This window comes from Rahnella sp. 2050, from assembly GCF_040544515.1.
GTDB lineage: Bacteria > Pseudomonadota > Gammaproteobacteria > Enterobacterales > Enterobacteriaceae > Rahnella > Rahnella aceris.
On the sequence record NZ_JBEPKE010000003.1, the window covers coordinates 33,252 to 53,325 of the forward strand.

General features: G+C 48.2%; 17 protein-coding genes and 1 pseudogene. 9 read left to right on the forward strand and 9 right to left on the reverse strand.

Features of this window, described 5'->3' with window-relative positions; translation table 11 throughout:
* The first annotated feature begins 64 nt into the window (after window positions 1-64).
* A complete protein-coding gene (locus ABIC79_RS13770; protein WP_354567503.1) occupies window positions 65-2,191 on the forward strand; it encodes an SGNH/GDSL hydrolase family protein in 2,127 nt (708 codons plus the stop codon).
* Between the two features lie 9 nt (window positions 2,192-2,200).
* Window positions 2,201-2,962 (forward strand): hypothetical protein, encoded by a 762-nt coding sequence (locus ABIC79_RS13775; protein WP_354567505.1) that lies wholly within the window; start codon window positions 2,201-2,203, stop codon window positions 2,960-2,962.
* A gap of 221 nt (window positions 2,963-3,183) precedes the next feature.
* On the opposite strand, the gene ABIC79_RS13780 is transcribed toward ABIC79_RS13775, so the two are convergent.
* Window positions 3,184-4,188, reverse strand: coding sequence for an acyltransferase family protein (locus ABIC79_RS13780; protein WP_354567507.1), 1,005 nt, complete (start codon window positions 4,186-4,188; stop codon window positions 3,184-3,186).
* Between the two features lie 469 nt (window positions 4,189-4,657).
* Entirely contained in the window at window positions 4,658-5,266 is a 609-nt protein-coding gene (locus tag ABIC79_RS13785) for a phosphatase PAP2 family protein (protein WP_354567509.1), read from the reverse strand.
* 165 nt (window positions 5,267-5,431) lie between these two features.
* Here ABIC79_RS13785 and ABIC79_RS13790 point away from each other — a divergent pair, with 165 nt between their 5' ends.
* Window positions 5,432-5,914, forward strand: a complete 483-nt coding sequence (locus ABIC79_RS13790) for a tail fiber domain-containing protein (protein WP_354567511.1) — start codon at window positions 5,432-5,434, stop codon at window positions 5,912-5,914.
* 541 nt (window positions 5,915-6,455) lie between these two features.
* Here ABIC79_RS13790 and ABIC79_RS13795 read toward each other — a convergent pair.
* The 3 genes from ABIC79_RS13795 to ABIC79_RS13805 all read right to left on the reverse strand — a co-directional run bounded on the left by ABIC79_RS13795 (window position 6,456) and on the right by ABIC79_RS13805 (window position 8,225).
* Window positions 6,456-7,322, reverse strand: a complete 867-nt coding sequence (locus tag ABIC79_RS13795; protein WP_354567513.1) for a DUF7946 domain-containing protein — start codon at window positions 7,320-7,322, stop codon at window positions 6,456-6,458.
* Window positions 7,323-7,436: 114 nt separating this feature from the next.
* Complete coding sequence (locus ABIC79_RS13800) at window positions 7,437-7,673, reverse strand: DinI-like family protein (RefSeq protein ID WP_354567515.1); 237 nt, start codon at window positions 7,671-7,673, stop codon at window positions 7,437-7,439.
* Window positions 7,674-7,982: 309 nt separating this feature from the next.
* Entirely contained in the window at window positions 7,983-8,225 is a 243-nt protein-coding gene (locus ABIC79_RS13805; protein ID WP_354567517.1) for a DinI-like family protein, read from the reverse strand.
* 196 nt (window positions 8,226-8,421) lie between these two features.
* On the opposite strand from ABIC79_RS13805, the pseudogene ABIC79_RS13810 reads away from it, so the two are divergent.
* Together ABIC79_RS13810 and ABIC79_RS13815 are read left to right on the forward strand one after the other, a co-directional pair.
* A pseudogene (locus tag ABIC79_RS13810) lies at window positions 8,422-8,934 on the forward strand (porin); the annotation flags it as partial.
* A 211-nt stretch (window positions 8,935-9,145) separates the two neighbouring features.
* On the forward strand, window positions 9,146-9,631 hold the full coding sequence (locus tag ABIC79_RS13815) for an RrF2 family transcriptional regulator (protein WP_013577760.1): 486 nt from the start codon (window positions 9,146-9,148) through the stop codon (window positions 9,629-9,631).
* A 103-nt stretch (window positions 9,632-9,734) separates the two neighbouring features.
* Here ABIC79_RS13815 and ABIC79_RS13820 read toward each other — a convergent pair whose 3' ends face one another.
* Together ABIC79_RS13820 and ABIC79_RS13825 are read right to left on the reverse strand one after the other, a co-directional pair.
* Window positions 9,735-12,887 carry an efflux RND transporter permease subunit gene (locus ABIC79_RS13820; protein WP_013577759.1) on the reverse strand — a complete coding sequence of 1,051 codons (3,153 nt, stop codon included), beginning with the start codon at window positions 12,885-12,887 and terminating at the stop codon, window positions 9,735-9,737.
* 16 nt (window positions 12,888-12,903) lie between these two features.
* Complete coding sequence (locus ABIC79_RS13825; RefSeq protein ID WP_223509661.1) at window positions 12,904-14,040, reverse strand: efflux RND transporter periplasmic adaptor subunit; 1,137 nt, start codon at window positions 14,038-14,040, stop codon at window positions 12,904-12,906.
* 443 nt (window positions 14,041-14,483) lie between these two features.
* Here ABIC79_RS13825 and ABIC79_RS13830 point away from each other — a divergent pair, with 443 nt between their 5' ends.
* The 3 genes from ABIC79_RS13830 to ABIC79_RS13840 all read left to right on the forward strand — a co-directional run bounded on the left by ABIC79_RS13830 (window position 14,484) and on the right by ABIC79_RS13840 (window position 16,705).
* A complete protein-coding gene (locus ABIC79_RS13830; protein WP_013577757.1) occupies window positions 14,484-14,840 on the forward strand; it encodes a helix-turn-helix domain-containing protein in 357 nt (118 codons plus the stop codon).
* Between the two features lie 396 nt (window positions 14,841-15,236).
* The gene (gene kduD, locus ABIC79_RS13835) at window positions 15,237-15,998 is read left to right on the forward strand and encodes a 2-dehydro-3-deoxy-D-gluconate 5-dehydrogenase KduD (RefSeq protein WP_013577755.1); all 762 of its coding nucleotides are present in this window, start codon (window positions 15,237-15,239) and stop codon (window positions 15,996-15,998) included.
* Window positions 15,999-16,066: 68 nt separating this feature from the next.
* Window positions 16,067-16,705, forward strand: a complete 639-nt coding sequence (locus ABIC79_RS13840) for an RpiB/LacA/LacB family sugar-phosphate isomerase (protein ID WP_013577754.1) — start codon at window positions 16,067-16,069, stop codon at window positions 16,703-16,705.
* Between the two features lie 68 nt (window positions 16,706-16,773).
* Here the strand turns inward: ABIC79_RS13840 and ABIC79_RS13845 are convergent, their stop codons facing one another.
* Both ABIC79_RS13845 and ABIC79_RS13850 read right to left on the reverse strand, forming a co-directional pair.
* A complete protein-coding gene (locus tag ABIC79_RS13845) occupies window positions 16,774-17,094 on the reverse strand; it encodes a cupin domain-containing protein (RefSeq protein ID WP_013577753.1) in 321 nt (106 codons plus the stop codon).
* A gap of 3 nt (window positions 17,095-17,097) precedes the next feature.
* Window positions 17,098-18,279, reverse strand: coding sequence for an oligogalacturonate lyase family protein (locus tag ABIC79_RS13850; RefSeq protein ID WP_013577752.1), 1,182 nt, complete (start codon window positions 18,277-18,279; stop codon window positions 17,098-17,100).
* Between the two features lie 292 nt (window positions 18,280-18,571).
* Between ABIC79_RS13850 and proP the strand changes: the two genes are divergently transcribed.
* Complete coding sequence (gene proP, locus ABIC79_RS13855; protein ID WP_013577751.1) at window positions 18,572-20,074, forward strand: glycine betaine/L-proline transporter ProP; 1,503 nt, start codon at window positions 18,572-18,574, stop codon at window positions 20,072-20,074.

Genomic DNA, 20,074 nt, shown 5'->3' on the forward strand with positions numbered 1-20,074 from the left:
AAGTATACTGTTCAAATTTAAGCAGACAGTTTATTAGGCGGGTTTTTTATGTCCGGAGAAAATCATGCCAGCAGGCACTATTGATTTAACCAACGGTTCTAACAAAGTCATCGGTAGCGGTACCAGCTTCAGTGCGGAGCTAAAAGCCGGTGATTTTATGTACGTTAACGTGGGTGGTGCTCCTTATACTATTGTCGCTTCCTCGGTGGTATCAGACGTTGAAATCACCCTTACCGAAGCGTTCACCGGCCCCTCATCAACCGGACTGTCCTGGAATTCCGTGCCAGCTTTGCTTCAGATGGCTATTACGCAGAAAGTGATCAACGACTTCGCGCAGGTTGCCCGCGGACGTATTCTCGATTTTGAGAACTGGCAGGGGATTTACAGTGATGAACCGTCAGTTACCATTACGCGCCCCGATCGCACTCAGTATACCGGTCCAAGCTGGGGACACATTGCAAAGGTAGTTGGCGCAGTTGAAGACCCACTGACGAACCTTGTCCCCCTTAGCCGGCAGTATATGACCTTGGCCGCCGCCCAGGCCGATATTGCAAACATCCCTGACGGGGCTGCAACATTCGTGCGAAGTTCTGATGATGAATCACTGGCTATTGAGTACATCAATACCGCCGGGGTGCTGACGGAGACAGGTCGTAAAATGCCATCTCAGGTAGCTATTGAGGAGGTGAGAACTAATATCCAGCAGGATCCATTATCCCAGTCGTTAACTATTTTCACTGATGAACTCGGCTTCTCACACTCACAAATTCGTCAGGATGGAGCCTTTGAAACCCCGATGTTAACACTCGATGAAAACCAAATTACATCGGGCAATATTTCAGTTACGCAAGATGGAAATTTTGATGACGACCAGTTGATGATTTCTGACGCGCTGGGATTTTCCATTCCCTCTTCAAGCAGTGATGGCGGCGGAAGCGAAGACCCTGGCGAAGTTACTGTAGATCTCCCACCTCAGTCAGCAGCATATGGCTTGTTGTCAAAAATGCGTTCAGCGCTGGATGATGTTTGCGTAATCATCAACTCTGATTCTACAGGGATCACTCAGGATACTGACCCAGTCAGCGGGGTGTTTAAAAAATGGACGAAAAAACTGGCGGAGTTTCTGGCGGGTAATTACCCGGCATATACCGTCCTGTATTACTCGTGGGCGTCTGGTGCGTATGGTTCACCCGTGACTCTGCAGGTCGGCACTGCGGGGAAAACACTTCATTTTTATAATGCTGCCGTTGCGGGGACTCAACCTCTTTATCTTATGGGACAGTATTTTGAGGCCGCTTACGTCCCAAGACAGGCTGATTTACTGATATTTAATCACGGGCATAACACTGATTATAACGTCACAACAGGAATACAGGCCGGCATGGCGCTGGCGGCCGTTTATCAAATCTTGCTCAGACACCCTGCAGCCGGTGGGATCATGGTCTCTCAAAACCCGTTAAGGGATAGCGATCAGGGGGCAAACAGGAGTAACGGTGCACGGCAAGCCGCCATTGCAGCGGGTTTCAGTTTGGTTGATGCCTATCAGCTTTTCATGAATGCTGGAAAGCCTACCGACTGGTATCTGGATAACATCCACCCCAACGCAACCGGTGATGCCAAAATATTTGACCTCGTGAAAAATCTTTTTGTATGGCCGTCTACACCCGCGAAATACACTCAGGGCCTTATCAATGGTGCGAACCTGATCCCGAATGGTGAGTTCGTAACGTGGACAGAAGGCGGCGCAGCCCCAGATGGCTGGACCCTTACTGGCTGCACAGCTGACAAAGATACTGTGAACTTTGAGTCGGGTGACTATGGCCTGAAACTCACGTCAACAGGAACAGGGGATGCGAACGCCGCCTGTGCATTGCCATCTGGCCTGGTGCGCCGTTTACGCGGGCAGACAATTACCCTCGCCTGCAGAACGTATGTCCCCGCTGCAAACACGCGCTCTAACGCAGGATCTGTATCCATAAACGGAATATCGGCCAGCCGGGTTTATGGCGTCACATCCCCTAACGGCCGGGGTGGTTTTGTCTGGAAGGCGGCAGTGATCACGGTGCCGTTAACGGCGACAACGCTTTCAGTGCTTGCCATCCTTGATACGTCCGGCGGCGTATCCGGTAACACCTGTACATTTGACCGTCTCACACTGGTTGTCGGGAATATCCCGCAAGACTTCTTCTAAGGAAATATTATGGCAACACGAATCATTAATAAAAACGCCAGCCTGTGGGCGTCCCCTAAAGCGAAGTTATCCGTGCCGTTCAATGCTGCATGGGAAGGGTTCTTTTCTTTCGGCGTGGATGCTGCCACATCAGTGAGAAATCTTATTGAAGGCGGGGCTGCTCTCTCTGTAATAGGCAGTCCGACATATGGAGCAAATTACATTGAGTTGACGGGTGCCCAGATGGCCTACCTTGTTACCTCGATCAAAAACAGCACTGATATGACAATTGTTGCAACCGTTAAACCATTAGAAGAAAAGGGGATTGCAGTTGTTTCTGATTATCAGTCTCAAAGGGCTGACAATACAGGGCTCTGCTTAGGCACGTCATTAGCGTTTGATGTTGGTTCAAACAATGGAAACGGCAACGTCATCACGCGCTTCCAGCATTCAGTTTTAGTCAGCGGGGTATCAACCGGGGCTTCCGCAGAAACAGCAACTGAATCACCCATAAATCAGTGGTACATGATTTCCGGGCGATGTAAAAACAGTGACAGAACGCGCAGGGTCAATAACCTGACTGCCGGCACAAGTGGCACTAATTCACCTGCGGCAAACCCGGCAGACCTGGGCGACGTATTCAGATTAGGGTCGGCATATAACAGCCAGTACCCTGGGAAATGCCAGTTATGCGAAGTTGCTATTATTTCTGAATACATTTCAGATGCTGATTTTTCAACACTTACGCAACTTATGCGTGCCAGTGCAGCAAAAAAAGGTATTATATTATAAGTTTGTTATTTGATAATCAGCAACCTGGTATTTTTAAAAACCTGCTTAATACTATATATTCAGGACATCAAAATATACCAGGGGTCACGCTGAAAAACAACTCAACAAGAAATTATCATTTAATAAAAAAATTACATCATATTTACCCCCTCCATGTTATATGTCATTAAAGTGCATGATTATATAACATGGAGTTCAGTTAATATTATTAATGTGTTTACCTAAGAGTTTTTGCTTTTCACTGGGTAAGTGAAAAGGAATTTTAAGTTTAGTTTTTTTACTAACCCATAAAATATTATAGGAATAACTACTCCTGCAATAGTCCCAGCAATCATGTGTAAGTACCAGTTGCTAACCCCAAATAATTTGCTTAGAATTATCCTTGTGCCACTGGCACAAAGTATGTGCACAAGGAAAATAACCATACTATCATTTCCAATCTTACTTAGTAAATCAACCTTTATTGAGCTAAGAGTCAGAGATAAAACATAAATGAAGAATATTGAAACCATAGCAACAACAAATGTTGAAATGCCTATTCTGTCATAGAACATACCATCAATGAAATGAAATTTATATTGAACAAGAAGGAACATTAATACCGATAGAAGCAAGGTCGCTGCGTTTGTTTTTGTAATCATCAGGTCAGATTTCAAAGTGCTAAAAACACATCCTAAAAAGAAAAACACAATATTATTTGTTATGAAGTTCAAGTGAAATAAATTTCCAATATTTAAACTGTAAATATATAATAAAAACGATACCACTGTTATTATTGGTAGTTGAGTTGTGAAATTCCTTTTGTTATATATTAAACATGCCACTATAAAAATCATAAACAAAGCATAGAGGAACCAGAACTGACCGGTCGGTTGATATGGGAAGGCAAGAACAGAAATGAAATCTGTTTTTTTATTTGTAAAGTTTGAAAGCAATACAGCGATAGACCCTTGAATGACTGACCATATAACATAAGGGTATGCTATAGTTGCTACCTTCTTCTTAATGAATTCGGGTTTATCACTTTTTTGTATAGAACTTATAAAAAAAAGCCCTGAAAGAAAGAAAAACAAAGGCATATGGAAAGTGTAAATGATGCTATCGAACATTTTAAAGAAAGGTTCTGATATATATATACCAGCGCTATCCAACCCTCTATTAACGTGCCCGATGACAACCAATATTATACCTATGCCTTTAGCATAATCTACCCACTGCTCTCTCATTTTTAAATACTCATCTAATATATTGATTATGGAATATCTAATTGAATTATCACACTAGTAATTTCGACAGAGGTTAGAAGCCCATTCATCATCCTCCAGGAGCATAAGCCGCTTGCGATATATCAAACCTAAAATCAACACCAACAATGACGATAGCTTCAAGAAACAGATGCCAAAAATCCTTAAATTTATCCTCTATACTCGTAACATCAAAGTCAATGATTTTTATGCGCCAGTTTTGCTACTCATAACTTAACAATCGTAACTATATAAATATCAGGAGATTGATAGTGCATTTATATACGTATTTACAGAGTCTCAGTTTAGTTATGAGGCTATGCAAAGCGTCTCTTTTTCCGGGTCAGAAGCGGGGATGCTTCATAATTCTTGGCTTTCACGGATTGTAATCTACTCATAATTCCACTCGGCCTAAGCATTCCCCACAGCCGATTTCGTCATTTTCCCAACATCATTCAACCAGTTTTGCCCGCGTCCAGGGTTGTTCGCCTGTGATTTGCGTAGCGATATGTTCTATAAACTGCTGCGTTGGTGCTTTCCTGCCAAAGCTCATCAGTGACAGAGGGAGAATAAGCAGAATAACTAATGGAGTGAATGTGAAATAGCGCATGTCACGCTCGTTTTGTGTATATAAAAATATTATGCTGCAAAGACTACCGAGAATTAATCCTGAGATCACTTCGCTGACGGAATGAGCATGCAGTGCGAGTCGGCTCATACCCACAATAATGGCAATGAGATACCCAGCAATAATCATCAGCCTGCGTCTGTCAGGTTGAAAACGTTGGCCTATCAGCCAGAATATGACCGGCCATAAAGTGGCTGACATCGTGGTATGCCCGCTGAAGCCTGTAAAATTAAATGTACTGCTGCCAATGCCCCAGGCGAGAAACAACAGCTTTGAGATGCTCACCGCGAGGCCAGAAACACCCATTATAGTCAGCCAGATTAATGCTGTGGCTGGGTTGTCAGCCTTCCATAACATAAATAAAGCGAGGGTTATTCCGGTGGGCAAAATGAGCATGCTGTCGCCAAAATAGGTCAGGATATTCCAAAGCAAGACGTAGCCCTCGATGATAAATAGTAAATTCTTCCAAAGAATCGATCGTAAGTATATCAGCAGGGGATTTGTTACCAAAAGGGATTAGCTCCTATCACTTCATTTTCAGACTGCAACCCGATTTATTCCCGTATTGTGAACTCAGATGTAATTACTGATTTCAGCATGCTTAATACTGGACAAGGCGTTTCTTCTGCGAGGCGGGCGGCAGTATCTGACATTGACGTTAAGATGAACGTTGTCGAAATTGAGCCGGAGCAGGCACTATCAGTGCTCACCTCATGGCGGACTTGCTCATGGGATTACTGCGATGTCCCGAGCGAATACGACGAAGCCGGAAAAGTAATTTCGGTAACAAAGGGCGCTAAAGGTTTTGGTTTCATTGCGCAGGATGTCCAGAAAGATTGTCCTGATGCAGTCACATTGACTAAAAACCCGCAGCTTTATATCGACGAGGAAGGGGAGCTCTTCGCGAAAGAGGACACGCTATCGCTCAACACACTAGGGGTATCAGCCGCATATTCTGGTGCCGCTATTAAAGCATTAAAGAAACGCAATGAAGACCAGGCAGAACTTATCTCAGCATTATCCGAACGGCTGAAACAGATCGAGTCAACGCTTGGGATTAACAACAAACCTGCTTCATAACTTTCTTTCCTTACCGAAAAAAAGCCGACATAAACAAAAAAGCCTTCGCGAACGAAGGCTAGTGAATTATCACCAAATTTAGTTTAGGAACAGGAGTGTTACTCCTTTGTTAAGGATAGCTCATGAAGTAGATTTGGCTTAAGTAAATGTAGTTTGTAGTTAAAAAAAACCCGCGTTAACGGCGGGTTATCAGAAGATAGGCACTCATAGCGCCTTGGTAGGCTTGCTGATCTTGCGTCAGCTGATATGAGAATAGTCCTGTTGCTTTAAATTACTACCTCTATGGCAAAAAAAATGCCCGCAGAGGAGCAGGCAATTAACTTAATTGGCTTTCAAGGGAATATCCTTGCATCTGCAAATTTGTACAGACTACTCACTTTAAACCCTCCCACAGTAACTAGATGGTTTTATTATTAGCAGATGCTAAATAGTGGGTTTTGCACATGATTGGTGTTAATGGCGCGGCATTGAGAGGTAAATTATAGGAGATTCAGATTTAAGCAATGGTAGGAGAAACAAAAAAACCGGCTCGGTGGCCGGGTTAAGCTTGTATATCTACGATGAACAACTTATTGATGACACCTTTTTTAACTGTAGCTTTTGCTGTCACAGTCACGCAGGAACTACTGGCGCCACCGCTAAACATGTAAGAACTTAGGGCGGCTAAATACGGGTTCTGCGATTTAGAGGCTGATGGATCACTAATTTGAGCTATGACTCGCCGACCTGATTCATCGCCATCAATAAGCACTTTCGCTGTCATGCGATGTGCATCAAATTCTGTAACAAATACACGATATTCACGTAGGCCAAGTACTTCATCATCATCCAGTTGATCAATGATTTCTTTGTCGGCCTCAGTGATAGTAGCCGCTCGGTTTCCTGTCCCAGTGCTTACACTGATTTTGTCACAGGTATTACCAATTGGGGATACAGCCTGACGAACTGAAGGGCGCAACTCTCCTGCCATCTTATCGATCACTGAGATCAATCCGTCGATAGTTGGTCTGTCCTTATTTCCGAGGGCTTCAATAGCCTTCTCAAGAGCTTCTTTTAAGGCCTTCATTTCCTCTTTCTTTTGTGCGTTTCGCGCAAATATATAAGGTATTAATGCACCGAGTATAGCCCCGGCAGATCCTGAGAACAATTGAGACTGTGTTATAAAATTCATTGCAGTATCAAGAGTAAAACAGTTTGCTCGAGCCTCTTTTGCGTATACTTTTACTTCCTGATATGAAACATTTTTTGAGTATTTTTGTGTGAGCGCGAATGTGCCGGCAGTTGCTAAAATCTTAGAAAAACCCTTTAAAGATTCGCCAAGGCATGTCAATTCGATTTGATGATTTTCAGCATCTTTGCCGTCGTAGCGCAGGGAAACATTCACATCTTGAATTCTCACGGACTCCATCCGTAGACCCTCAGTAAATTATAATTAGAAAATTATTACCAATCATCATAGACCGGAAAACTTCCAACACAAATACTGTGGATAAATCAGAGAGTAAGTTAGAGCTGAATTATGTCATGGTTGAAACCAGTCATCAGCGCTTTCCCACGTTTCCTCAAGCATTACATCAATAACTTCCTTGTCGTAAGTCGTCCCGCCCATCACCGACATCCCGTCACTGCCAGCTCGGCGAACACTGAACGTCGCACCCGGGTAATTCCGTTCGAGCCTCTTCTGAAACTCCTCTCTAAATGCCTCGACCGCGCCGGCGGGTAACTGCTTGGTTTTATCAATAGTCACTTCCACGCGCATAAATTTGCCTCATTTAAAAGCCATAATACATTGCGTCTTCAAACCGACAGGTCTGAAGGTGATGGGCTGTAACTCTGTTTTTCTATCCATTCCACAACATGCTTTCTGACGTAAAATGTTGGGTGAGTTTTAACTGGGGCAGGGAACGATCTGTCACGTTCATACCGGGAAAGCGTGTCCCTCGATTTGATATGAAGTAATTTCATAACGTCAGATTTCGAGATAAGCATAGTTGCCTCGTATCTTATGGCTGGTATACAGGTAATATGATTTATCCAGTGAAGTCTGACTTCTGCCTCAAGTATCTTTCTAGTCGACTGCTAGCCAGTTACCGGCATAATCAAACATCTCTTCAACGATTCCAGCCAGAACCGCCTTCTGCGCTTTGCTGACATCCGTGTTGATACTGCTGAGCGTCACCATTGGCTTCACCTTCACGTCAGCATCAGGGAAGGTGCCATGTACACGCTTGGTCAGTTCAGCAAGGATCAGAGCATTGCCGTTCGGCACACCGACCATATTTCTTTTGTCGTAAATCAGCTCAACAAACATAAATCGCCGTGCATACATCAAACTGGATATACATACAGTAATATTTGTTTTCGTAAAATAAAACCCTTCTGCAAAACTAAATTTATTCTTTGTAAATTCATGCAGTTACATACACAATTTTCAGCAAGTAAAGGCATGCTGAAATGGCGGTATTTTCTTTTTTATTCAATGGATTAAATTATTTACTTCGCTCTGCGACTTCGGTATGGGTATCACTGTGGGTGCCGCGTATGCATCATCTGACCGTACAAACGATCAGACGACTTCTGCAGGTGAGAATTTTGCAGGAGGGGATAAAGCTGATGTCTGGACTGTGGGTACAAAATATGACGCAAACAATGTCTATCTCGCTACGATGTATTCCGAAACGCGTAATATGACAATGTTTGGTGAGAGTGGTGTTGCAAACAAAACGCAGAACTTCGAAGTAACCGCACAATATCAGTTTGATTTTGGATTACGTCCTGAAGTGTCTTACCTGCAATCTAAAGGTAAGGATTTGACTGCAGACGGCAGTAATACTTCTGATAACAACGATAAAGATTTGGTTAAATATGTTTCTGTTGGTGCGAGTTATTACTTCAACAAAAATATGTCCACCTACGTTGATTACAAAATTAACCTGCTGGACAACGATGATAATTTCTACGAAACCAACAAAATCTCTACCGATGATATCGTGGGTGTAGGCTTACAATATCAGTTCTAATCTCCGAAACTTCTCATAAAAGAATCTGAGTACCAAAACCCATCTCCGGATGGGTTTTTTTGTGCCTTAAATCGTGGCTTTCTGTGCGTTTAAGAGGTGTCTGCCTTCAATAATGCAACAGTGTTTGTTATATTATTGACCAGATCACGTATAGGGGATTTCCTCTGTGATACGGTGCTTCACCTAAGACTTGGTTTCTCAGGACAATGACATGTTAGATTATCGCTTTCCGACAGCTATGCAGATGGTGTTTTGTATCGCTCAGTCCCAAAAGGCTGGCCAGCGCTGCACCAGTGCGATTTTAGCAACGGGTCTGGAAGCCAACTCCAGTTTTATCCGCAAACTGATGGTGCCACTGACTCAGCATGGCATTATCGTCTCCACACTTGGTCGCACCGGCTCGATTACACTTGGCCGTCCGGCGGAAGAAATCACACTTCGTGATATTTATTGCGCGGTGATTGAAGATAAACGTCTGTGGGCAGCGCGCCCGGACGTGCCCGCCCGCTGTGTGGTCAGCGCCAATGCCTGCACCTATTTCAAAAACATTGTCAGCGAAGCCGAAGAAGCGTCGTTTCAGGTGTTAGCCCGTCATACCGTTGCGGATGCCCTGGCTGAGTTTGAACGCGGTGGCAAATACAAATGTACCAAAGATTTAGCGGCGCAAAACCCAGAAGATTCGCTCTGTTTGAAATAGAGCGCTGATACGCAAGACGCTGCGCACCGCTCTTAATAAAGCATATAAAAAAAAGCCGGGAGATCATTCTCCCGGCTTTTTGCATTCTGTTGATCTTAACGGTTTACACAGTTTGCGTTTCTAAAACGACTTTCTTACGCGTCACCAGCTTGCGAAGTGCGACGTAGAAAACAGGCGTCAGGAACAACCCGAACAACGTCACACCCAGCATACCGGAGAATACGGTAATACCGGTGACACCGCGCACTTCCGCACCCGCGCCGTGCCCCAGAATCAACGGGATAGTCCCGGCGATAAACGCAATCGAGGTCATGACGATAGGGCGCAGACGCAGACGGCATGCCTCAAGCGCAGATTCGATAATCCCTTTACCTTGCAATTCAAGCTCGCGGGCGAACTCAACAATCAGAATCGCGTTCTTACATGCCAGTCCCATCAGCACCACCAGTCCGACCTGTACAAACACGTTATTGTCGCCACCGGTCAGCCACACGCCAAACAGGGCCGATAGCATGGTCATTGGCACAATCAGGATTACCGCCAGCGGCAGCGTCCAGCTCTCATACAGGGCGGCCAGCACCAGAAACGCCAGTAACACGGACATCGGGAACACAATCAGTGCAGCATTGCCTTGTGTGGATTGCTGATAGCTCAGGTCGGTCCATTCGATATTCATGCCGTTCGGTAACAGGTTTTTCGACATTGCAGTCAGCTCGGTCATTGCCTGCGTCGAAGAAAGCACGCGGGGATCAGCGTCACCGATTAAATCTGCTGCCGGATAGCCGTTATAGCGGATCACCGGATCGGGACCGTAAGTGGTGGTGATATTCAGCATACTGCCGATTGGCACCATTTCACCTTTATCGTTACGGGTACGCAGATTGGCAATGTCTTCCACGGTGTCACGGAACTGGCCATCGGCCTGTGCCATTACTTTCCAGGTACGTCCGAACCGGTTGAAATCATTGATATAGGACGAGCCGAGATACACCTGCAGCGTACTGAACAGTTCGTCCAGCGATACGCCCTGCGCCTTGGCTTTATCACGGTCAATATGCGCGTCCAACTGCGGCACGTTAGCCTGATATGAAGAAATCGGATACCCCATTCCCGGCGTTTGCATGATAGCGCCGGACATGGTGTTAATCGCGGTTTGCAATGCACCGTAACCCAGCCCTGCACGATCCTGTATATACAGAGAATAACCTGATCCCTGACCCAATCCGAGGATCGGCGGCGGCATAATGGAGAAGGCGAACCCTTCCTGGATCTGCGAAATCTTGGCGTTGATTTCCGCATTAATCTCCGCCGCTGTACGGGTACGTTCGCTCAGTGGTTTCAACGCGAAGAACACCGTACCGGTATTCGGCGTATTGGTGAACTGCAAAGCGTTCAACCCGGGGAACGCCACCGCATCAATTACGCCATCAGTACTTAACCCCATTGCGCTGATTTTGCGGATCACCGCATCAGTGCGGGATAAGGACGCGCCTTCCGGCATTTTCACGCCCGCGATCAGATACAGTTTATCCTGCGTCGGGATAAAGCCCCCCGGCACGGCTTTGAACATAAAGGCCGCCGCACACAACAGCAGAATGTAAACCACAAATACCGCGCCACGACGCCCAAGTGTTTTAGACACTGCATTCTGATAACGGTGTGAACTGGCATTAAAGAACCGGTTGAACGGTCGGAAAATCCAGCCGAACAGGCGGTCGATAAGCCGCGACGGCATGTCTTTCGGTGCACCGTGCGATTTAAGCAGCAATGCCGCAAGAGCAGGGGACAACGTCAGTGAGTTGATGGCCGAGATCACGGTTGAAATGGCGATGGTCACCGCAAACTGCTTGTAGAACTGACCGGTCACGCCCGACAAAAACGCCATCGGCACGAACACCGCACACAGCACCAGCGCGATAGCCACTATCGGCCCTGAAACTTCCCGCATCGCCTGGTGCGCAGCGTCCCTTGGCGCGAGTCCCTCCTCGATGTTTCGCTCGACGTTTTCCACCACCACAATGGCGTCATCGACGACTATCCCTATCGCCAGCACCAGCCCGAACAGACTGAGTGTATTAAGCGAAAATCCGAGCAAATACAGAATGCTGAATGTCCCGATCACAGATATCGGTACCGCCAGCAAAGGAATGATTGATGCGCGCCAGGTTTGCAGGAACAGAATAACCACCAGTACGACCAGCACGACGGCTTCCAGCAATGTGTGAACCACCGCACTGATGGAATCACGGACAAACACCGTCGGGTCGTACGGCGCACGCCAGGTCATGCCTTCCGGGAACCGGGTTGCCAGTTCATCCATTTTGGCTCGCACCGCGTCTGACAAATCGATCGCATTCGCGCCAGGCGACTGGAAGATACCGATCCCGACTGCATCTTTATTATTAAGTTGCGCGCGCAGGGCATAACTGCCGGACCCCATTTCGATACGCGCCACATCACGAAGACGGACAATTTCGCCATTATCACCGCTTTTCAGGATGATTTTGCCGAACTCATCTTCATCTTTCAGACGACCCTGCGCATTGATGGAAAGCAGATAATCACTGTCTTTCGGCATCGGTTCTGCGCCCAGCTGACCGGCAGACACCTGTACGTTCTGTTCCTGCATTGCCTTCACAATGTCAGAAGCCGTCAGACCCCGCGCCGCGACTTTGTTCGGATCCAGCCACACGCGCATGGCATATTCGCCTGCACCGAAAATCTGGATCTGCCCGACACCCGGCAAACGTGCCAGCTCGTCTTTCACCTTCAGCGTGGCGTAGTTGCTCAGATACAGCGAATCATACTTACCCGAAGGTGACACCAGATGCACCACCAGCGTCAACGTTGGCGATTGTTTCTGCGTGGTCACGCCCTGACGGCGGACATCTTCCGGCAGACGGGCTTCGGCCTGGGCCACACGGTTTTGCACCTGAACCTGTGCCTGATCCGGATCGGTTCCCGGACGGAAAGTGACTGTCGTCACCAGCACACCATCAGAACCGGCCACGGATTTCATGTACACCATGTTTTCAACACCGTTGATCGCTTCTTCCAGCGGCGTCGCCACGGTTTCAGCAATCACTTTCGGGTTAGCACCCGGATATTCAGCGCGAACCTGCACGCTTGGCGGTACCACGTTCGGGTATTCGCTGACCGGCAGCAGGGGAATGGCAATCGCCCCGGTGACTAAAATCAGAATCGACAAGACGGCCGCAAAAATCGGCCTGTCGATGAAAAAGCGGGAAAAGTCCATGAGTCAGGATTCTCTTTTATTGAACGGCAGGAGCGGCTGGCGTGACAGTATTAGCCGCCATGCTGACGGTTTTGGCATTGACCGGCATGCCCGGCATGAACACTTTTTGTACGCCATCGATGATGACGCGATCGCCTGCTTCAAGGCCTTTCTGCACGATGCGTAAGCCGCCGTATATACGGCCAATTTCAACATCACGTCGCTGCGCCTTGCCGTCTTTATCCACCACATAAACGAATTTACGATCCTGATCGGTAAGGATGGCTTTATCGTCCACCAGCAGGGCGTTGAACTGTGCGCTGCCTGGCATTTGAACGCGGGCAAACAATCCCGGCGTAAATGTGCGGTCGCGGTTATCCAGCAGAGCACGCATGCGGATCGTGCCTGTGCCGGAGTTCAGCTGATTGTCAGTAAAATCGACGACGCCCTGATGCGGGTAGCCGTTTTCACCCACCAGCCCGACATGAACCGGTAAGCGACTTTGCGGGCTGTCATTGAATTTCCCTTCGCGGGCCTGCGCCTGATAGCGCAGGAACGTCCCTTCATCGACATCGAAATACACGTAGACCGTGTCGAGTGACACCACCGTGGTCAGTACACTGGCACTGTCGCCCGCTGTTACCAGATTGCCGGTCGTGATCATCGCACGGCTGGCGCGACCATCAATCGGGGAGATGACACGGGTGAAATCAAGATTCAACTGTGCCATGTCCAGCTGTGCCTGAGCTGCCAGCACATCTGACTGTGCCTGCGAAGCGGCCGAACGACGTTGCTCCGCAGCTTCTTTCGACACAGCCAGCGAACCGATCAGCGCTTCCGTACGGGCGGATTCACTTCTCGCCAGACTGGCCTGATTGCGCGCACGCACCAGTTCAGCCTGCGCCTGTTCCTGCGCGGCGCGGTAAGTGCGGTCGTCGATGGTGAACAGCACCTGACCCTTTTTCACTTCCTGACCTTCCTGATAATTCACTTTATCGATATAGCCGGACACGCGGGGGCGCAACTGAACACTTTGTACCGCTTCCACACGTCCGTTAAACGCATCCCACTGGCTGATTGGTTTGATTAACACATCTGCCGCGCTGACTTGCGGAGCAGGTGGTGCAGCATTTTGCGCCACGCTGTTGTCACACCCGGCGAGCAGGGCAACCATCAGCGCAACCCCTGAAAGGCGCAACGTCAAAGGCGTACCGCCGGAGCGGCCGCGTACAACAACCTGTGATTTTTGCAGGTTCATCATTATTTTTATTTCCAGTGAGTAAGTACTGCCAGGCAATACACCGGCCTGTCCGCCGGGTAACGTCCTTTGCCTGATCTGACTTTTTTGGGACTTGCGCCGTTCATCAGCACAATAATGTATCAAATACTGATACAATTGATTCGAGGGGATTGTAGGGATGCGCTTACTAAAGTGCAAGAATTACTGTTACACTTTCTGTGCTATTTTACAGAACGTTTACTTCGGGAAAGAGACTATCCGGTAACGGCCAATTAAATGCAATAGTAAAACTTGCATTTAATCGAAAACTGGGTCAACGTATTAAAAGACGAGTCGCCCTCGGGGGGCGCAAACAAAAAAGAAGCAGGAGACTTGCCATGAGAACCGAGGATTTCATTCACGACCTGATCGAGTGGATCGATCACAATCTGGAAGAACGTCTGGATATTAAAACTGTTGCCAAACGGGCAGGGTATTCCCGCTGGTATCTGCAGCGTATGTTTAAAGAGCACACCGGCTTGCCGATGGGTGAATACATTCGTGAGAAAAAACTGAAGAAATCTGCCGATATGCTGGCCAGTAGTGGCGAACCTATTGTCAGCGTTGCGATTTCTCTGGGCTTCGACTCACAGCAATCTTTCACCCGCAGTTTCAAACGCCAGTTTGGTCAGACTCCGGGCGACTGGCGTCGTGGTCTGAATCTGGCAACGGAATGTCAGGGCTGCCTGCACTAACGGTTGCCTCTGCTTAAGCTCTCCGCTTACCTGGTGAGCGTGTACCGCTGGCCCGGCTTCCCTGCCGGGCAGTGAATTTTTCTCTCCCTCATAAACTTCCCTTTCCTCTCCAGAATTCCTCCGGATGATTAATTTCATCAGGCGCTTTGCTGCGCATTTTTCCTGTTTACAGCGTTCTGTTTCTGGCATTTGCCCGACCCCCTGCGTCAGGACGTGATCAACCCAACAAAAAACGACATCAAAGTTCACATAAATTGAAATGATGTTTCAATTTCTTGAGTTGCGGGAATTTTATCGCTAAACTCCTTTTATCATTTCGGCGCCGGGCACAGCCCGACAACCAATAATCCTGCGGAAAAGCGTATTCGCCTCCGTTTTATGCATAAAGGAACCATCATGATTCTGGATAATTTCTCGCTTCAGGGAAAAGTCGCGGTAGTGACCGGTTGCGATACCGGTTTAGGTCAGGGTATGGCAATCGGCCTCGCCGAAGCCGGTTGTGACATTGTTGGGATCAACATTGTCGAGCCCACAGAAACTATCGAACGCGTTGGCGCAACAGGCCGCCGTTTCCTGAGCCTGACGGCTGATCTGAGCGACACGAAAGTCATTCCGGCACTGCTCGAACGCGCTGTCGCAGAAATGGGACATCTGGATATTCTGGTCAATAACGCCGGGATCATCCGCCGTGAAGATGCCATCGAGTTCAGCGAAAAGAATTGGGATGATGTGATGAATCTGAACATCAAATCCGTGTTCTTCATGTCACAGGCTGTCGCGAAGCAATTTATTGCTCAGGGCACCGGCGGCAAAATCATTAATATCGCGTCGATGCTTTCCTATCAGGGCGGTATCCGCGTGCCTTCTTATACCGCATCGAAAAGCGCCGTCATGGGTGTGACTCGTCTGCTGGCCAATGAATGGGCGAAACACAACATCAACGTGAACGCGATTGCACCGGGTTATATGGCGACCAACAACACCCAGCAACTTCGTGCCGATGAAGCACGCAGCGAAGAGATTCTGGGGCGTATTCCTGCTGGCCGCTGGGGCTTGCCATCTGATCTGATGGGGCCGGTTGTGTTCCTGTCTTCACCGGCTTCCGACTATATCAATGGCTACACGATTGCCGTTGACGGCGGCTGGCTGGCGCGTTAATCACGCTAATTACTGACAAATATTCACCGACAGCAGCGGATCACACCGCTGCCCAAAGAGGAAATCTCATGAAAATTGCATTGATGATGGAAAACAGTCAGGCCGCTAAAAACGCGATCATCCTGAAAGAACTCAACGCCGTGGCATCGGAAAAAGAGTATCCGGTCTACAACGTGGGCATGTCTGACGAACAGGATCACCACCTGACATACATCCATCTGGGCATCATGGCCAGTATTCTGCTCAATTCTAAAGCTGTGGATTTTGTCGTTGCAGGCTGCGGCACCGGTCAGGGCGCACTGATGTCTCTGAACATTCACCCGGGCGTTAACTGCGGTTATTGCATTGATCCGGCGGATGCCTTCCTGTTCGCGCAAATCAACAACGGCAACGCCTTATCACTGCCATTCGCTAAAGGCTTCGGCTGGGGCGCTGAGCTGAACGTGCGTTTCATCTTTGAAAAGGCCTTTACCGGTGTGAAAGGAGAAGGCTATCCGGCTGACCGCAAAGAACCTCAGGTGCGCAACGCCGGTATTCTGAATCAGGTGAAAGCCGCAGTGGTAAAAGAAAACTATCTGGATACGCTGCGTGCTATCGATCCTGAACTGGTAAAAACCGCTGTCACCGGCGAACGTTTCCAGAAATGTTTCTTTGAAAACTGCCAGAACAAAGAGATCGAAACCTTTGTGCGTGAAATCCTCGCATAAGATTTTGTTTTCTGTGGGGTCAAAAAAACCGGTGCTCATGGCACCGGTTTTTTTATGATCAGAAAGAATTATAAAAAATCTTGTCGTTGCGGCGTGAACGTGTCGAGCAACACACCTTTTTCCAGACAGACGCAGCCGTGCATGATGTACGGTTTTTTATACAGCGTATCGCCTGCGCTTACTTCACGGGTTTCTTCACCGATCGTGAATTTAAAGCGACCGGACAACACATATGTCAGCTGTTCATGCACGTGGTTATGCATCGGTCCAATGGCGCCTTCTTCAAAATACACTTCAACGGCCATCATGGTGCCGTCATGCGCCAGAACGCGACGGCTCACACCGTCACCCAGATCCTGTAAGGGAATATCTTTTTTAAACGTAAACATCGGTTAGTCCTTGCGTAATGAACTGAGGAGGGCATCCGGGATTTCCGCCAGATACAGTGCCGGTAAGCCTTCGTAATCGGTGGTGAAAAGCACGTGACGGTCATCGGGCGAGAAAGATGGGTGCGGATGCGTCACCTGCCGGTCGCCATCAAGCACTTGCCATGAACTGTTATGCGCGGCCAGAGGAGCATGCTGACGGGTTTTGGCATCGAAAATATACAACCACGGATCGTTTTCAATCGTATGGCTGGCAGTATCTTTCACATCTACCGGCGTACCGGAACCGTCACCGACCAGCAGCGTGCCATTCTCGTTGCTCATCAGATGCGAACAGGCCGGCATAGTCATCAGACAGACATCTTCACCAGTTTGCGGATCGAACCGGCGGATGTGGCGGTCATGCTGGCCTTTCAGATAAGACACATACATCAGCGCAGAACCGTCCGGTACCCAGAATTCATGTGTGCAGCTTTCGCCTGGCGCATGCTCTTTCACTTTACGCACATTGCTGCCGTCTTCATTCACCAGCCACATGCGTGCATCAACCAGATCGTGAGGGCCTTCGTGGCAGAAAGCGACGGTGTTGTCATCAAACGGGCGATAAATCGGGTGTCCGAGCCATTCGTTTTTCTCGTGGATCACACGGGATTTCCCGCTGAGTAAATCGACGCGCAACAGACGGCAGTGCGGATTGCTGTGATAAAACGCCTGGAAGATTTTCCAGTCTGACAGGGGCGTCCAGTCCTCACGACTGATCTCGATACCCACCAGACGGGTGCATTCGCTGTTGGCCACCCAGGTGCCGTAGCCAACCCATTCTTCCGGCACCTGATACACGGTGTGCTCACTAAAATCAGCCAGTTTTACGCGCTGCAGGCTACGTTCATTTTTGACGTAGTAAAGATACTGATCGTCCGGAGAGAGGAAACCGCCAAAAGTATTATCGCCTTTGCCTTCCGTCAGTTGCACCGCATTCTGTGTTTTCAAATCCAGCAGGTAATAGTTGCGGTTGCCGTCAAACTCACCGGCAAACAACAGTTTATTGCCATCACGGGTAAAGCATTTTTGATAGAAATAATTGCGATGACACAACACATCGGGCGGCGTTAAACGGGTTACCCGCGCACCGGTCTGAGGGTCCTGAACGGTATGGAAATTAAATTGAATCTGAGAACCTTTTGCCATGATTCACCCCACAAGTAGTTTGAAATCAGCCGGTGTTCTGGCTTCCCTTTCATTAATTAAAATGCAGTTTCATTAATTTGAAAACACATTACCACTTAGTGAGATAAAACGGCGTCGGGTGAAAACAAAAGTGCAAAGCTGATCACAAAACGGTTGGCTTTTGCCACAGCGTAAAACCATCCTATAATGATATAGCTTACTCAAATGCTATTGATACTCTGGATGATTAAAGAGTACGAACAAAATATCTCACGCTTACACGGTGGAGTATTTTAGAAAAGGGATGTAAAAGATGAGATTAAGAAAAAAACGTGTGAAACCTATGCAAATCAATGACATTACTATCATTGACGACACCAAACTGAAAAAAGCCATTACCGCCGCAGCACTGGGCAATGCGATGGAATGGTTTGATTTCGGTGTGTATGGATTTGTGGCCTTTGCTTTAGGGCAGGTGTTTTTCCCGGGTGCAGACCCGGGTATTCAAATGATTGCCGCCCTGGCAACCTTTTCCGTACCGTTCCTTGTCAGGCCTCTGGGCGGCCTGTTCTTCGGTGCGCTTGGCGACAAATTTGGTCGCCAGAAAGTCCTTTCCGTCACCATCATCATCATGTCCGTCAGCACCTTCTGTATCGGGCTGATACCCGGTTATAACTCCATCGGTATCTGGGCGCCCATTTTGCTGTTACTGGCAAAATTAGCGCAGGGTTTCTCGGTGGGTGGCGAATATACCGGTGCAGCGATTTTCGTTGCGGAATATTCTCCTGACAGGAAACGCGGCTTCCTCGGTAGCTGGCTGGATTTCGGTTCCATCGCCGGTTTTATTCTCGGTGCGGGCGTCGTGGTATTGATTTCCAGCATTGTGGGTGAGGCGAACTTCCTCGAATGGGGCTGGCGTATTCCGTTCTTCATCGCTGCGCCGCTGGGCCTGATCGGTATTTATCTGCGTCATGCGCTGGAAGAAACCCCGACATTCCAGCAGCACGTGGATAAAATCGACAGTGATGCACGCAAAGACATCGCTGAACCGCCAAGAGTCTCGTTCCGTGAAATCCTGACCAAGCAATGGCGGCCTCTGATTATCTGTGTCGGCATGGTGATTGCCACAAACGTCACCTACTACATGCTGCTGACCTACATGCCGAGCTATCTGTCCCACAGCCTGCATTACTCTGAAGATCACGGTGTGCTGATCATCATCGCCATCATGGTCGGTATGCTGTTTGTACAGCCATTCATGGGGATGCTGAGCGACCGCTTTGGCCGTAAGCCTTTCGTGATCATCGGCAGCATCGGCCTGTTCATTCTGGCTATCCCGTGCTTCATTCTGATTAACAGTGATGTGATAGGCCTGATTTTCTTAGGTCTGCTGATCCTCGCGGTGCTACTGAACTGCTTCATCGGTGTGATGGCGTCAACGTTACCGGCAATGTTCCCGACGCATATCCGTTACAGCGCGCTGGCGATTGCTTTCAACATTTCAGTACTGATTGCGGGTCTGACGCCCACGATCGCGGCGTGGCTGGTAGAAACAACCAATAACCTGTACATGCCCGCGTATTACCTGATGGTGGTGGCGATGATTGGTCTGGTGACCGGTATCTTTATGAAAGAAACCGCCAACCGTCCGCTGAAAGGCGCCACACCGGCGGCCTCAGACCGTGCGGAAGCGCGTGAAATCCTCCAGGAACATCACGATAACATCGAACAGAAAATTGAAGATATTGATGCGCAGATTGTTGAACTTGAAGCAAAAAGAAAAAATCTGATTGCTCAGCATCCTGATATCAACTGA

Bases quoted from the DNA above. Each gene is read 5' to 3' on its own strand.
- ABIC79_RS13830 (WP_013577757.1), top strand. From the start codon at position 14,484: ATGAGAACCGAGGATTTCATTCACGACCTGATCGAGTGGATCGATCAC.
- ABIC79_RS13815 (WP_013577760.1), top strand. From the start codon at position 9,146: ATGTTAGATTATCGCTTTCCGACAGCTATGCAGATGGTGTTTTGTATC.
- ABIC79_RS13800 (WP_354567515.1), bottom strand. From the start codon at position 7,673: ATGCGCGTGGAAGTGACTATTGATAAAACCAAGCAGTTACCCGCCGGC.
- ABIC79_RS13775 (WP_354567505.1), top strand. From the start codon at position 2,201: ATGGCAACACGAATCATTAATAAAAACGCCAGCCTGTGGGCGTCCCCT.
- ABIC79_RS13845 (WP_013577753.1), bottom strand. From the start codon at position 17,094: ATGTTTACGTTTAAAAAAGATATTCCCTTACAGGATCTGGGTGACGGT.
- ABIC79_RS13795 (WP_354567513.1), bottom strand. From the start codon at position 7,322: ATGGAGTCCGTGAGAATTCAAGATGTGAATGTTTCCCTGCGCTACGAC.
- ABIC79_RS13805 (WP_354567517.1), bottom strand. From the start codon at position 8,225: ATGTTTGTTGAGCTGATTTACGACAAAAGAAATATGGTCGGTGTGCCG.
- ABIC79_RS13770 (WP_354567503.1), top strand. From the start codon at position 65: ATGCCAGCAGGCACTATTGATTTAACCAACGGTTCTAACAAAGTCATC.
- ABIC79_RS13790 (WP_354567511.1), top strand. From the start codon at position 5,432: ATGCTTAATACTGGACAAGGCGTTTCTTCTGCGAGGCGGGCGGCAGTA.
- proP (WP_013577751.1), top strand. From the start codon at position 18,572: ATGAGATTAAGAAAAAAACGTGTGAAACCTATGCAAATCAATGACATT.
- ABIC79_RS13780 (WP_354567507.1), bottom strand. From the start codon at position 4,188: ATGAGAGAGCAGTGGGTAGATTATGCTAAAGGCATAGGTATAATATTG.
- ABIC79_RS13825 (WP_223509661.1), bottom strand. From the start codon at position 14,040: ATGGTTGCCCTGCTCGCCGGGTGTGACAACAGCGTGGCGCAAAATGCT.
- ABIC79_RS13840 (WP_013577754.1), top strand. From the start codon at position 16,067: ATGAAAATTGCATTGATGATGGAAAACAGTCAGGCCGCTAAAAACGCG.
- ABIC79_RS13820 (WP_013577759.1), bottom strand. From the start codon at position 12,887: ATGGACTTTTCCCGCTTTTTCATCGACAGGCCGATTTTTGCGGCCGTC.
- kduD (WP_013577755.1), top strand. From the start codon at position 15,237: ATGATTCTGGATAATTTCTCGCTTCAGGGAAAAGTCGCGGTAGTGACC.
- ABIC79_RS13850 (WP_013577752.1), bottom strand. From the start codon at position 18,279: ATGGCAAAAGGTTCTCAGATTCAATTTAATTTCCATACCGTTCAGGAC.